Origin of the sequence: Prochlorococcus sp. MIT 1307, from assembly GCF_034092395.1 — a bacterium.
Classification (GTDB): Bacteria; Cyanobacteriota; Cyanobacteriia; order PCC-6307; family Cyanobiaceae; genus AG-363-K07.
On the sequence record NZ_CP139301.1, the window covers coordinates 1534014 to 1547350 of the forward strand.

The following is a 13337-nucleotide window of genomic DNA, read 5'->3' on the forward strand; positions in this document are numbered from 1 at the left end:
ACCATGACCGAACCAAACTCACAGTCCAAATCTAAAGAAGTCCCTGCAGCAGACGTGCCAGCAGCCGCTGAAAGCCAACAAGGCCAAGAACAACAGCAAAATCAGCAGCAGCAGCAACGCCGAGGTGGGCGAGGAGAGCGACGTGGCCGACGAGGAGACCGACGTGGTCAAGACCGTGATTCCGAATGGCAAGAGCGTGTTGTGCAAATTCGCCGGGTTTCTAAAACGGTCAAGGGAGGTAAAAAAATGAGTTTTAGAGCAATTGTTGTTGTTGGTAATGAGCGTGGCCAAGTTGGCGTAGGAGTTGGAAAGGCAGGTGATGTGATTGGTGCAGTTCGAAAGGGAGTAGCTGATGGTAAGAAGCATATTGTTAAGGTTCCTTTAACTCGAAATAGTTCTATTCCTACGCTTTCGAATGGGCGCGACGGTGCCGCTAGTGTTCTTATTCGACCTGCTGCTCCAGGTACTGGAGTAATTGCTGGAGGTTCAATTCGTACTGTTCTAGAACTAGCTGGAATTAAAAATGTTCTTGCTAAGAGACTTGGCAGTAAAACACCGCTTAATAATGCAAGGGCTGCCATGGTTGCTTTAGCTAGTCTCCGGACTCATAAGCAGACAGCAAAAGAACGAGGGATCTCCCTCCAGCAGATCTACTCTTGATTTCTCATGACACTTCGACTCGATACTCTCAAAGCAAACTCTGGAGCTCGTCGCCGTAAGTTGCGGAAAGGACGTGGTATAGCAGCTGGCCAAGGTGCAAGTTGTGGTTTTGGCATGCGTGGACAAAAATCAAGATCAGGGCGTCCTACTCGACCTGGTTTTGAAGGTGGTCAAATGCCTCTCTACAGACGCGTACCAAAACTCAAGCATTTCCCATTAGTTAATCCAAAAGCCTTTACTGTTATAAATGTGTCAGCTCTAAATGAACTCAAACCAGACAGTAAAGTGAATCTTGATTCACTTGTTAAGGAAGGACTGTTGACTAGCCCTAAGCATCCTCTCAAAGTACTTGGTAATGGGCAGCTAAAAGTTAAACTTAATGTACAGGCATCTGCGTTTACAGCTTCTGCTAGAAGCAAGATAGAGAGTGTTGGAGGAACTTGTGAAGTTTTGACTTAGATGAACAAATCATAGTCAAAAGATACTCTCCTTCACCTCTTAGTAAAGAGACCCTCTTATTCAAGCCTCCTCCATAAAGTCCAACTATTAATTACATACATGCTCGTAGACCGGGGTCGTAATCCAAGTGCAGCTGAGATTATTACTCAGTTATTTAGGAACAAAGAACTTCGAGGAAGAGTTCTTACAACTTTAAGTTTGTTGTTGCTCATACGTCTTGGTATTTATATACCTCTTCCAGCGATTGATAGAGAGGCCTTTCAGAGCTTTATTGCACAAGGTGGTCAGTTGATTGGATTTTTGGACATTTTTACAGGGGGAGGTATTTCCACGTTAGGAATTTTTGCGCTTGGGATTCTTCCCTTTATAAATGCTTCGATAATTATTCAGTTACTTACCGCTGCAATCCCTCAACTAGAGGATCTTCAAAAAAATGAAGGTGAAGCAGGAAGGAGAAAATTAGCCCAAATAACTCGTTATGTTGCTTTGGGCTGGGGACTTCTCCAAAGTTTGGTTTTTGCTTCAATCCTTCGTCCATATGCAATAGAAAGTCTTAGCTCAGGGGCATTTGTTTTTCAGACTGCACTTGCATTGGTTACTGGGTCAATGGTAGTGATGTGGCTTAGTGAAATCATTACAGAAAAAGGGATAGGCCAAGGTGCATCATTAGTTATCTTTTTGAATATTGTTGCTACTCTTCCCAAGGCACTTAGCTCCACTATTGAAAAGGCTCAAACTGGAGATAGGAATGATGTAGTAGGAATAATTGTTTTATTAGTTGTTTTTTTGATAACTATTGTTGGGATCATATTTGTGCAAGAAGGTGCGCGAAGGTTGCCAATTATTAGTGCTAAAAGACAGATTGGTGGCAGTAGCCTTTTGCCTAATCGTCAGAGTTACCTTCCTTTGAAGCTTAATGCAGGTGGTGTGATGCCGATAATATTTGCCTCGGCTTTGATTTTTTTACCTTTAACAATTGCCAATTTCAGCAAGAACTCTTTTCTTATTAAAGCTGCAAGTGCATTAAGTCCTGGCGCAGCAAATCCTTGGCCTTATGCAATTGCTTTTTTTGGATTAATAGTTGGGTTTGCTTATTTCTATGCTTCATTAACTATTAATCCAATTGATATAGCTGCAAACCTTAAACGTGGAGGAGTAGCAATTCCTGGGGTAAGACCAGGAAGTGCTACTTCAGGCTACTTATCTGGAGTTCAAAATCGATTGACTTTGCTTGGTGGTTTGTTTTTGGGTTCGGTAGCGATTATCCCTTCAGCTGTAGAGAGAGCTACGAATGTGCAAACATTTCAAGGCCTTGGCGCTACTTCTTTGCTGATACTTGTTGGAGTGGCTATAGATACTGCTAAGCAAGTTCAGACTTATGTCATTTCTCAGAGGTATGAAGGATTGGTCCGTCAATAGTCCACCTTCAATTAACTCTTGCTTTCCAACGAATTAGACAAATGAAGCAACGTTTACTATTCCTTGGCCCTCCAGGAGTTGGTAAAGGAACTCAAGCGGCCCTTTTGTGTCAAAAACAGAACCTTTTACACTTGTCTACTGGGGATTTGTTGAGGGCAGAAGTCGCATCTCAAACGTCTTTGGGCATTGAGGCTGCTGAAATAATGAATCGTGGTGAGTTGGTTAGTGACTCTATTGTTTTGTCCATTGTTGAGAAAAGACTTGCTACTTCTAATGATGGCTGGCTTTTAGATGGGTTCCCTAGAAATCTTCTTCAGGCTGAAGCGCTTGAAGTTTTGCTAGAGAAAATCAATCAACCTATTGATGCTGTCTTGTTAATTGAATTAGCTGATGAACTCTTAGTTGAAAGACTGATAGCTAGGGGTAGAGCTGATGACAAGGAAACTGTGATTCGTCATCGACTTGAGGTTTATAAAGAAAAAACTGCTCCCTTAATAGATCACTACAACCAACACGGGTTGGTGATGACGATTTCGGGCGAAGGTGACATCGAAGCAATATCAAGTCGAATACAGCAAAAATTAATTTGATTGGTGTAGTAAACTTTTAGTTTGGACTTTGGAGAGCCACACCATATGAAGGTGCGTGCTTCAGTAAAAAAAATGTGTGAGAAGTGCCGGGTGATTCGCCGCCACGGTCGGGTAATGGTCATCTGCACCATCCCCAAGCACAAACAACGCCAGGGTTAAACCTCTGGAATTAACACCATCGAAAGAGTTATGGGCATTTATCCAATGACTCTTTCTTTGCTTCCCGCCTCCTTTGGATGGCACCTGTTCCTTTTGATTGATTGCTAAGTGGCAAGGATTGCTGGCGTTGACATACCCCGTGATAAGCGGGTTGAAGTTGCCCTCACCTACATCTATGGAATTGGTCTGACTAGAGCCAAAACCATTCTTGTTAAAACCGGAGTCAATCCGGATATACGAGTAAAGGATCTCGAAGATGGTGATGTTCAGAAGCTAAGAACAGCTACTGAAGCTTTCACTATTGAAGGTGATTTAAGACGTCAGGAAGGGATGGCGTTAAAGCGTTTACAAGATATAGGTTGCTTGCGGGGTCGCCGACACCGCATGAGTCTTCCTGTTCGAGGACAAAGGACTAGGACTAACGCACGCACACGACGGGGTTCTAGAAAAACTGTGGCAGGTAAAAAGAAATAAGCTTAAGACTGCTCTCTATGCAGTACCTCAATTCCTAAATTTTTAATCTAAAAGGCCCAAACACACACAATGGCCACACCAGCAAAGAAAACAGGTTCCAAGAAGGTCAAGCGCAATGTACCTAACGGTGTTGTGCATATTCAAAGCACCTTCAATAACACCATCGTTTCAATTACCGATACCTCTGGGGAAGTTATTTCATGGTCTTCCGCTGGGGCTAGTGGATTTAAGGGCGCTCGAAAGGGGACTCCCTTTGCAGCCCAAACTGCAGCTGAAGCTGCAGCAAGGCGAGCTCTTGAGCAAGGTATGCGCCAGATAGAAGTCCTAGTTCGAGGGCCAGGCTCTGGCCGTGAAACAGCTATTAGGGCTCTTCAAGTCGCTGGTCTCGAGATCACTCTGATCAGAGACGTTACCCCCCTTCCTCACAATGGTTGCCGGAGACCCAAACGTCGACGCGTTTGATATCCGCTTCTCTTCATTGAATCTCAACCTTTAACCCTCTCTCCCGCTTCAGCCCGTGTTGCAATACCAGATCGATCGGATTGACCATCAAGTCGCAGCTGATCGCGCCCAAACAGGTGTGTTCTTAATAGGCCCTCTTGAACGAGGCCAGGCAACAACTTTGGGCAATTCCTTGAGACGGGTCTTAATGGGAGGTCTGGAAGGAAGTGCTGTTACTGCAGTGCGGATTGCTGGTGTGAACCATGAATACGCAACTATTCCTGGAGTGCGTGAAGATGTTTTGGATATTCTTCTAAATTGCAAGCAATTATCAGTCAATAGTAGAAGTGAAGAGTTGGAAATAGGTCGTTTAGTAGTAACAGGTCCTGCTGAAGTGAAGGCCAAAGACCTTCAATTTTCTTCACAGGTCCAGGTTGTTGATGGCGAGCGGCCAATTGCAACAGTCCATGAGGGTCATAGTCTTGAATTTGAGGTCCATGTTGAACGGGGTGTTGGTTATAGGCCTGTTGATCGACGTAACGAAGAAACCAGTGCTATCGACTTGCTTCAAATAGATGCTGTTTTTATGCCTATTCGTCGTGTGAATTTCACGATTGATGAAACCGCAGTTGCTGAAGGGGGATCTTCTCGTGAGCGTCTTCGCATGGAGGTTGTGACTGATGGTTCCACGACACCTGACGATGCCATTGCTGAGGCTGCTAATCAGTTGATTGAACTCTTTCAACCTTTGGCCACAGTAACTATGGTTGAAGAAGAAATTCCAGAGGTTGAACCATCTGCTGAAGCTCAAATTCCATTAGAAGAGCTTAATCTGTCTGTAAGGGCTTATAACTGTCTCAAACGTGCTCAAGTTAATTCAGTCTCAGACCTGATGGGATTTAGTTATGAGGACCTTCTGGAAATTAAAAACTTTGGCTCTAAGTCTGCCGATGAAGTGATTGAGGCCTTAGAAAGAATAGGCATTTCAATTCCTCAGAGCCGTACTTCCTAACTTCTCTTGTCTTTTACTTCTTAATACCATGCGTCACCTTCGTCGAGTTCCTCAGCTTGGTCGTCCAGCTGATCAACGAAAAGCAATGCTTCGTGGATTGACTACTCAGTTGATTCGTGAGGGTCGTGTAACCACAACTAAAGCAAGAGCTAAAGCATTAAGAGATGAAGTTGAAAGGATGATTACTTTGGCGAAAGAAGGCAGTCTTTCTTCAAGGCGTCGTGCTATTGGATATATCTATGACAAGCAATTAGTTCACGCACTTTTCGATAAGGCTCAAGATCGTTATGGTGATAGGCAGGGCGGCTATACAAGAATTGTCAGAACAGTTCCTAGAAGAGGCGATAATGCTCAAATGGCAATCATTGAGCTTGTTTAATTTAAAAGAAATTTTGTCTTTGTAGAAAAGACACTTTAGGTACTAATAATTCGATCAATCTTCAAGAGTGGCAGGTGACTCTTTCAATCTGAAAAGAATTGCTTTGTGCCTTCAATATGAGGGCTCAAGTTTTTGTGGCTGGCAGAGGCAACCTAAAGGCAAGAGCATTCAAGGTGTTCTGGAAGAAGCAATATCTATTCTTGACCCACTCAGACCAGTTAGGACAATTGCTGCTGGTAGAACAGATTCTGGAGTCCATGCAGCAGGACAAGTTGTACATTTTGATGCTAGTGGGCCGATTCCAGCAGGCAGTTGGTCTTCTGCCTTGAATGGCAGACTCCCAAAACAAATCAGAGTTCGGCAAGCGGTCTTAAGACCTTCGGAGTGGCATGCTTGCTATTCAGCTATCTATAGACGTTATCGATACACGATTTATAACGCATGTATGCCCAACCTCTTTTTAGCTCCATGGAGTTGGCATCGTTATAAGTTTCGTTTAGATGAAAAGTTAATGAGAATTGCTTTGGAGGGACTTCTTGGGTTCCATGATTTTTATGCTTTTCAGCGTTCGGGCAGTAAAAGGAAACATTCATGGACAACAATTCAAGAAGTTGAATTAGACCGCCATGGTGATTTATTAGTACTTGAGATTCAGGCGAGTGGTTTTTTGTATGGCATGGTTCGATTATTGGTAGGTCAGCTGGTTGCCTTGGGAGAACATAGGATTAGTTTGAAAACCTTCGAAAAGCGTTGGAAAGAATGTTTGCGGTCAGAGGTTAAAGAATCTGCACCTGCAAAAGGACTGTGTTTAGTGCGTGCGGGGTATGCAGAACCTGTCTTCTCTGAGTCAGCCTGGCATGACTCTTTCCCTAGATATTCTCTTGCAACAATTGATTCGCCAATTGCGCCTCCTCCTATTTGAGCTTTAAAGGAGATTTTTTTGCCTTTTGAACTTTGAACTGGTTATCTCAGGCTGAACGCTGACATACAAAAGCATTTTGATTGCATGAAAGTGTAAAGTTATAACTTGAGCATTTAAATAGGCCTTAGACCCATGGGCCTGTAGCTCCAAAGACCAGCCCTTTCGCTTGCGATAGGGGCATTAAAACCGGCATGCCGGCGAGATGAACAAGACCTCTATCCCTTCCCTTGATTCAAGTGACCGCCAGTGGTACTTGGTGGATGCAGCTGATCAGACTCTAGGAAGATTGGCTACTGAAGTTGCTTCAATCCTTAGAGGAAAAAACAAACCCAACTTCACACCTCACTTAGATACAGGTGATTTTGTAGTGGTTGTGAATGCTGACAAGATCCGGGTCACTGGGAAGAAAGCTCAGCAAAAACTTTATCGTCGGCACTCAGGAAGGCCAGGCGGCATGAAAGTTGAGACATTTAGCTCCTTACAGCATCGTCTTCCTGAAAGAATTGTTGAGAAGGCTATTAAAGGTATGCTTCCTCACAATGCTTTGGGAAGACAATTGTTTCGCAAACTCAAGGTTTATAAAGGCTCAGAGCACCCTCATGCTGCACAAAAGCCACAGACTCTTACTCTCGACCCCTCTGTCTTAGCTCAATGAATAGCACTCTTAATAACAAAGTTGTTTATTGGGGTACTGGGCGTCGTAAGACATCTGTAGCTCGTGTTCGTTTGGTCCCAGGTAATGGCGCTATTACCATTAATGGTCGACCAGGTGATCATTACTTGAATTTCAATCCTGCTTATCTTGCATCTGTTAAAGCTCCATTACAAACTCTAGGTCTTGCAGATTCATATGACGTACTAGTGAATGTGCATGGAGGGGGGCTGACAGGCCAGGCAGATGCAATTAAGCAGGGTGCTGCTAGAGCACTTTGTGATTTGTCTGCTGATAATCGAAAACCTTTAAAAATTGAAGGCCATCTAAGTAGGGATCCAAGAGCTAAAGAGCGTCGTAAATATGGACTGAAGAAAGCTCGGAAAGCTCCTCAGTTTTCTAAGCGTTAACCTCTACCTCATACAGGTCTTTCCCTTAATTCCTAACTTATTTCTCAAATGCCCAAGTCAGATATTCATCCCACCTGGTATCCAGAGGCCAAGGTTATTTGTAATGGAGAAGTTGTTATGACAACAGGCTCTACTCAGCCAGAAATACATGTTGATGTTTGGAGTGGTAATCATCCATTTTTTACTGGTACACAGAAGATCTTGGATACAGAGGGTCGTGTTGATAGATTTATGAGGAAATATGGAATGGGATCAACTTCAGAAAGTTCTGATGAAACAACCAATTCAGAAAAAGATTCAAATTAAGCCTTAATTGCAGAAGCTTGGGCTTCTTATAATTTTTCCTCAATCTACTTTTATGTTTACTTGGAGTTGATGGGTATGGACTCTTCAACCCTAAAGTCAAGGCTTGAAACAGCAAGTATTAGCTTTAGGAATTTGGAACTTCAGCTTGCAGATCCTGATGTTGCTTCGAACCCTAAACAGCTTGAAAATATTGCACGCGAAAGAGCCAGATTAGAACCTTTGGTATTGGATTATGAGTCTTTGCAGAATGTTGAGAAAGAGTTGAATGAGACAAGAACTTTATTGAGAACGATCAAAGAAGATAAAGATATGGAGTGCCTCGCTCAGGAAGAGCTGCATCGTTTAGGCGTTTTGAAGGAAGAATTATTGCAACGCTTGACTTTGGCTCTTTTGCCACAAGACCCTAGAGATCAGCGTAGTGTGATGCTTGAGATTCGTGCTGGAGCTGGTGGTGATGAGGCATGCCTTTGGGCGGGTGATCTTGCAAGAATGTATGAAAGATATGGGCAGCGTGTAGGTTGGCTTGTCACGCCTATGAGTGCTACTGAGGCTGATTTAGGAGGATTTCGTGAACTCATTATTTCAGTCAAGGGCGATGCGGTTTTTAGTCAACTTAAATTTGAGGCAGGCGTGCATCGAGTACAGCGAGTTCCTTCAACTGAATCCCAAGGGCGGGTGCACACTTCAACAGCTACTGTCGCTGTTATGCCTGAGGCCGACCCTGTTGAAGTACAGATTGATCCAAAAGATTTAGAAATTAGTACTGCTCGTTCTGGCGGTGCTGGTGGGCAGAATGTAAATAAAGTAGAAACAGCTGTTGATTTACTTCATAAACCCACTGGAATCAGAGTTTTCTGTACACAGGAGCGTTCGCAACTTCAGAATAGAGAACGAGCTATGGAGATCTTGCGGGCAAAGTTGTTGGAAATGGAAATAGCAGAGGCAAATGCTAAAGAAAGGTCAGCGCGATTGGCCCAGGTAGGTACGGGAGATCGTAGTGAAAAAATACGTACTTACAACTACAAAGATAATCGAACTACTGATCATCGTTTAGGTTGCAATTTTTCTTTAGACCCTGTTCTTGAAGGTCAATTAGAAGATTTGATTGGAGCATGTATTGCAGAAGAACAGCGACGTCAGATGCAAGAACTTAGTCAACAAAGTGATTAAAAGAACATTTTCTAGCTCCAACCGATTACATATTTGCTCCACTCTTTGTAACGTCCAGAATTAATTTGTTTCTTAGCTTCAAAACTCATGTTGCTTAGAGGTTTAAAAGGAATCTTTTTTAATGTCATTCCAGCTTCCTGAGGTGTTCGATTGCCTTTCATTACATTGCATGTCAAGCAAGCAGTGGTGACATTTGACCATTCATCCCTCCCTCCACGGCTGCGAGGGAGTACGTGATCAATGGAGAGCTTTTCATTGAATGATCCACAGTATTGGCAGCAATTGTTATCTCTTTGAATGATATTTTTGCGAGTCAGAGGTAGTTCGCGATAAGGCACACGAACAAAATGTCTTAGGCGAATGACTGTAGGTAGAAGGGTGTCATGCCTTAACTTGTGGCTTGAATCTTCTTCTAAAGTTTCTGCTTTTCCCTTAAGCATTAAGACCGTGGCACGACGCCAGGTGGTGATATTTAGCGGCTCATAGGATGCATTGAGAACGAGAACCTGGCCCATGCCAGCCCCTTCATTTCGCGGCATGCTTACTGTATCAACTGTTAGATGCATGCCTTTAGCAGAAAATTCTGCTCATACAGAGGCTGATCGCTCAGTAGAGGTGCCCATTTCTTGAGCAAAAGTCAGACGGTACTAGTAAATGCTGATCCTCGTCAGAGAGCTTGGATAGAGATTCAACCTGCTGCCATTGAATCTAATGCACGCATTTTGAAGGATCTAATAGCAGATAGTTGTTTATTAATGGCAGTTGTTAAAGCAGATGGATATGGTCACGGGGCCCAAACAGTTGCACGTGCAGCCTTGCTAGGTGGGGCTGACACCCTTGGAGTTGCAACTTTGCAGGAAGGATTAGAACTGCGGCAGTCAGGAATAACTTGTCCGATCCTTTTGCTTGGAAACCTTATCAATAGTGAAGAATTGGCTGCTTGTCTTCATTCTCGGCTTATGCCCACTATAAGTAGTTCCCGAGAAGCATTGCTTTGTCAAAAGGTAGCCGAAGACCGTGGCGTCAAATTTAGGGTTCATCTGAAGGTAGACACTGGCATGACAAGGCTCGGTTGTGATTTGACGAAAGCATTAGCGCTTATTCAGACAATCGATAGATGTAATGATGTTGATCTTCAGGGTGTTTATAGCCATTTGGCATTGGCTGATGATGAATTTTCGAGCGTGACTACTAAGCAGTACCAACGATTTGAAGAGTTATTGGGAAGTTTGAAGCAAAAACATCATGACTTATGTTTTCACTTGGCGAATTCTGCTGGAACCCTTCGAGACCAAGCCTTTCACTATGACATGGTTCGAGTGGGCCTAGCTCTGTATGGATATAGTCCTCTTAAAAAGTTTCAGGGTGATTTAGGCCTACAACCTGCCTTGTCACTTAAAGCAAAAGTGACTCTTGTGCGTGAAGTTGCTAAAGGTGTTGGGGTGAGTTATGGCCATCGTTTCATAACAAAACGTTCTTCCCGATTAGCTGTTGTTGGAATTGGTTATGCAGATGGCGTTAGTAGAGCACTTTCAGGCAGGCTTCTGGTCCTTATAAATGGCCGGCCTTTATCTCAGGTAGGAAACATCACAATGGATCAGCTTGTCTTGGATGTAACAGATCGCTTAGATGTTGGGCCTGGAAGTGTTGTGACTTTACTTGGCTCTGACGGCAAAAATTGCATCACCCCTCAGCAATGGAGTGATTGGAGTGGATCTATACCTTGGGAAGTTCTCTGTGGATTTAAAAACCGCCTCCCTCGCATAGTGATTTGATGTTTTTGAATGCAAGAAGAGACTCTTAGGGGATAAAGCTCTTGATAAGGTATGCAGGCTGCTGGAGAGGTGGCTGAGTGGTTGAAAGCGGCTCCCTGCTAAGGAGTTACAGGAGGCAACTTCTGTCGAGGGTTCGAATCCCTCCCTCTCCGTTTCTAAGTGATTCAGAAAGACATAAATTTTTTAAAAACTTTTCAATATATTTTTAGAGGGCCATGCCTTGTAAATCTTTACCTTGCTTAGTTTCTTTTCATAGACTTGTTCTTAGGATCCAATTTTTGTGAAGGAATAGAAGTCAATTATCCCAGTTGATTTCAACGATGCTGTCCGAGTAATTTTTGTTACTACCAAAGTGCTTGAATACCTTTATATTTTTTAGAGCAACCAGTGGCAGAGAAGAACGTAGTAGCGGCTGAGAAGAAGGCAGCAGCTGAGAAGAAGGCAGCAGCTGATAAGAAGGCAGCAGCTGATAAGAAGGCAGCAGCTGAGAAGAAGGCAGCAGCTGAGAAGAAGGCAGCGGCTGAGAAGAAGGCAGCGGCTGAGAAGAAGGCAGCGGCTGAGAAGAAGGCAGCGGCTGAGAAGAAGGCAGCAGCTGAGAAGAAGGCAGCGGCTGAGAAGAAGGCAGCAGCTGATAAGAAGGCAGCAGCTGAGAAGAAGGCAGCAGCTGAGAAGAAGGCAGCAGCTGAGAAGAAGGCAGCAGCTGATAAGAAGGCAGCAGCTGAGAAGAAGGCAGCAGCTGAGAAGAAGGCAGCAGCTGAGAAGAAGGCAGCAGCTGATAAGAAGGCAGCAGCTGAGAAGAAGGCAGCAGCTGAGAAGAAGGCAGCAGCTGAGAAGAAGGCAGCAGCTGAGAAGAAGGCAGCAGCTGATAAGAAGGCAGCAGCTGAGAAGAAGGCAGCAGCTGAGAAGAAGGCAGCAGCTGAGAAGAAGGCAGCAGCTGATAAGAAGGCAGCAGCTGAGAAGAAGGCAGCAGCTGAGAAGAAGGCAGCAGCTGAGAAGAAGGCAGCAGCTGATAAGAAGGCAGCAGCTGAGAAGAAGGCAGCAGCTGAGAAGAAGGCAGCAGCTGATAAGAAGGCAGCAGCTGATAAGAAGGCAGCAGCTGATAAGAAGGCAGCAGCTGATAAGAAGGCAGCAGCTGAGAAGAAGGCAGCAGCTGAGAAGAAGGCAGCAGCTGATAAGAAGGCAGCAGCTGAGAAGAAGGCAGCAGCTGATAAGAAGGCAGCAGCTGATAAGAAGGCAGCAGCTGATAAGAAGGCAGCAGCTGATAAGAAGGCAGCAGCTGATAAGAAGGCAGCAGCTGATAAGAAGGCAGCAGCTGAGAAGGAAAGACCTTCTTCTGCAACGAAATCAGTATCAGAAAAGAAGCGTGATCAACGCACCCAGTTGCTATCTGTTTCTGTCTCTGTCAATACTGGGAAAATTGCAGCAATAGTGTCTGTTGGTGTTGTCGCTTCAGCAATTTTGGTCGCAGCTTTAGTGTTTATTGCCAGTTGAGTGAAAGTGGAAGTATGAATAAGTTTGTTTTTGTTAGATAGGCTTCTCTGTGGCCTAGGGAAGCTCTCTTTCGATGCTTGAATATAGGTTCACCTTGAGGAAGTACTAGTGGTAAGGGAGAGAATTAAAGAGCTGGTTGATTTCGCAACGACCGAATCACCCTATAGAGATGCCAATAAAGGATGGCTGACTGATGATGTCTACATAGAGTGGGGTAAATCAAACGAGAAAAACTCTCTTCCAGGAAATGAATTCGCAAATGTCTCTGTTTATTGGAAGCCTATAAATGAAATATTATTAATTCTTTTTATTGTCGTTTTTCTTGCGGTGATATTTGTTTTCACTTCTGTTTCCTTTGCTCATGGGAGATTTCAGACCCCTTTAGGTATTGCTCAGTTGGAGCCAGAAAGGGTTGAGGTATCAAAGGAATTTGTTCCAGTTCTCCAAGAGCAAAGCAATCAGTTAATAGCCTCTGATTTGCCTTTTCCAGCTTCTAACGAAGATGATCAGCAGACTGATAGAAAGCTTGAATTAGAAAGAGCTCAAAAGAAATCCGAATTTGCTGCTGCTGCGCTTGGTGGTCGAAGCTTCAAAACTAGTCCTTAATATCATTCTCAGGAAAAGATATTTTTAGCTCTGCAATACCCAAAGTTCAATACTCTGCCAGCCTCTGTGTAAAGGATTGCAGAATTTTTTGTAGTAATTGCTTTGAGGAGTCCTGTCTTCCGTGTTTGAGGTGATATGTGATGCTTGAATATTGGGGCTAATTATGGGATCAACAAGTGGCCGAAAAACAAGGAAATGAGTTGGCAAGCATATCCGTATATTTGAATACACCAATAGTGGCAGTCCTTTTGGGAGTTGGTTTCATCGTTGGATCAGTTCTTTTTGCAGGTGTCATGCTGCTTGCTAGATAATTCACACAGCTCACCGTTAAAAATTTTGATCCCTTTACTTGGGAGCCCAAATTTAGGGTGGGCTGATTAGTAAAGGAATTAATTTGATGGAAATTAGTTGG

The 13337-nt window shown here is 43.9% G+C and carries 19 protein-coding genes and 1 tRNA gene; 19 read left to right on the top strand and 1 reads right to left on the bottom strand.

Features of this window, described 5'->3' with window-relative positions; genetic code table 11:
• Positions 1-3 precede the first annotated feature (3 nt).
• The 14 genes from rpsE to prfA all read left to right on the top strand — a co-directional run bounded on the left by rpsE (position 4) and on the right by prfA (position 9053).
• On the top strand, positions 4-660 hold the full coding sequence (gene rpsE, locus SOI82_RS07835; RefSeq protein ID WP_320666874.1) for a 30S ribosomal protein S5: 657 nt from the start codon (positions 4-6) through the stop codon (positions 658-660).
• 6 nt (positions 661-666) lie between these two features.
• Entirely contained in the window at positions 667-1119 is a 453-nt protein-coding gene (rplO, locus tag SOI82_RS07840) for a 50S ribosomal protein L15 (RefSeq protein WP_320666875.1), read from the top strand.
• 99 nt (positions 1120-1218) lie between these two features.
• A complete protein-coding gene (secY, locus tag SOI82_RS07845) occupies positions 1219-2538 on the top strand; it encodes a preprotein translocase subunit SecY (protein WP_320666876.1) in 1320 nt (439 codons plus the stop codon).
• 41 nt (positions 2539-2579) lie between these two features.
• Complete coding sequence (locus SOI82_RS07850; RefSeq protein ID WP_320666877.1) at positions 2580-3128, top strand: adenylate kinase; 549 nt, start codon at positions 2580-2582, stop codon at positions 3126-3128.
• A gap of 45 nt (positions 3129-3173) precedes the next feature.
• Entirely contained in the window at positions 3174-3287 is a 114-nt protein-coding gene (gene rpmJ, locus SOI82_RS07855; protein WP_320666878.1) for a 50S ribosomal protein L36, read from the top strand.
• A 108-nt stretch (positions 3288-3395) separates the two neighbouring features.
• On the top strand, positions 3396-3761 hold the full coding sequence (rpsM, locus tag SOI82_RS07860) for a 30S ribosomal protein S13 (protein WP_320666879.1): 366 nt from the start codon (positions 3396-3398) through the stop codon (positions 3759-3761).
• Between the two features lie 69 nt (positions 3762-3830).
• Positions 3831-4223 carry a 30S ribosomal protein S11 gene (gene rpsK, locus SOI82_RS07865; RefSeq protein WP_320666880.1) on the top strand — a complete coding sequence of 131 codons (393 nt, stop codon included), beginning with the start codon at positions 3831-3833 and terminating at the stop codon, positions 4221-4223.
• A 55-nt stretch (positions 4224-4278) separates the two neighbouring features.
• Complete coding sequence (locus SOI82_RS07870; protein ID WP_320666881.1) at positions 4279-5214, top strand: DNA-directed RNA polymerase subunit alpha; 936 nt, start codon at positions 4279-4281, stop codon at positions 5212-5214.
• A gap of 28 nt (positions 5215-5242) precedes the next feature.
• Positions 5243-5593 carry a 50S ribosomal protein L17 gene (rplQ, locus tag SOI82_RS07875; protein WP_320666882.1) on the top strand — a complete coding sequence of 117 codons (351 nt, stop codon included), beginning with the start codon at positions 5243-5245 and terminating at the stop codon, positions 5591-5593.
• Positions 5594-5660: 67 nt separating this feature from the next.
• Positions 5661-6515: a tRNA pseudouridine(38-40) synthase TruA gene (gene truA, locus SOI82_RS07880; protein WP_320666883.1), complete on the top strand. Its 855-nt coding sequence runs from the start codon at positions 5661-5663 to the stop codon at positions 6513-6515.
• A 202-nt stretch (positions 6516-6717) separates the two neighbouring features.
• A complete protein-coding gene (rplM, locus tag SOI82_RS07885) occupies positions 6718-7170 on the top strand; it encodes a 50S ribosomal protein L13 (RefSeq protein WP_320666884.1) in 453 nt (150 codons plus the stop codon).
• The gene (rpsI, locus tag SOI82_RS07890; RefSeq protein ID WP_320666885.1) at positions 7167-7577 is read left to right on the top strand and encodes a 30S ribosomal protein S9; all 411 of its coding nucleotides are present in this window, start codon (positions 7167-7169) and stop codon (positions 7575-7577) included. Before rplM ends, rpsI begins: the two co-directional genes overlap by 4 nt.
• Positions 7578-7625: 48 nt before the next feature.
• Positions 7626-7883 (top strand): 50S ribosomal protein L31, encoded by a 258-nt coding sequence (gene rpmE, locus SOI82_RS07895; protein ID WP_320666886.1) that lies wholly within the window; start codon positions 7626-7628, stop codon positions 7881-7883.
• 75 nt (positions 7884-7958) lie between these two features.
• Positions 7959-9053 carry a peptide chain release factor 1 gene (gene prfA / locus SOI82_RS07900; protein ID WP_320666887.1) on the top strand — a complete coding sequence of 365 codons (1095 nt, stop codon included), beginning with the start codon at positions 7959-7961 and terminating at the stop codon, positions 9051-9053.
• 11 nt (positions 9054-9064) lie between these two features.
• Here the strand turns inward: prfA and SOI82_RS07905 are convergent, their stop codons facing one another.
• Complete coding sequence (locus SOI82_RS07905; protein WP_320666888.1) at positions 9065-9568, bottom strand: HNH endonuclease; 504 nt, start codon at positions 9566-9568, stop codon at positions 9065-9067.
• 111 nt (positions 9569-9679) lie between these two features.
• Between SOI82_RS07905 and alr the strand changes: the two genes are divergently transcribed.
• From alr to SOI82_RS07930, 5 genes are all read left to right on the top strand, one after another.
• Positions 9680-10828: an alanine racemase gene (gene alr / locus SOI82_RS07910; RefSeq protein WP_320666889.1), complete on the top strand. Its 1149-nt coding sequence runs from the start codon at positions 9680-9682 to the stop codon at positions 10826-10828.
• A gap of 63 nt (positions 10829-10891) precedes the next feature.
• Positions 10892-10980, top strand: a tRNA-Ser gene (locus tag SOI82_RS07915).
• A 235-nt stretch (positions 10981-11215) separates the two neighbouring features.
• Positions 11216-12319 (top strand): hypothetical protein, encoded by a 1104-nt coding sequence (locus SOI82_RS07920; RefSeq protein ID WP_320666890.1) that lies wholly within the window; start codon positions 11216-11218, stop codon positions 12317-12319.
• A 108-nt stretch (positions 12320-12427) separates the two neighbouring features.
• Positions 12428-12925: a hypothetical protein gene (locus SOI82_RS07925; RefSeq protein WP_320666891.1), complete on the top strand. Its 498-nt coding sequence runs from the start codon at positions 12428-12430 to the stop codon at positions 12923-12925.
• A gap of 176 nt (positions 12926-13101) precedes the next feature.
• A complete protein-coding gene (locus tag SOI82_RS07930; RefSeq protein ID WP_320666892.1) occupies positions 13102-13236 on the top strand; it encodes a hypothetical protein in 135 nt (44 codons plus the stop codon).
• Positions 13237-13337 lie beyond the last annotated feature (101 nt).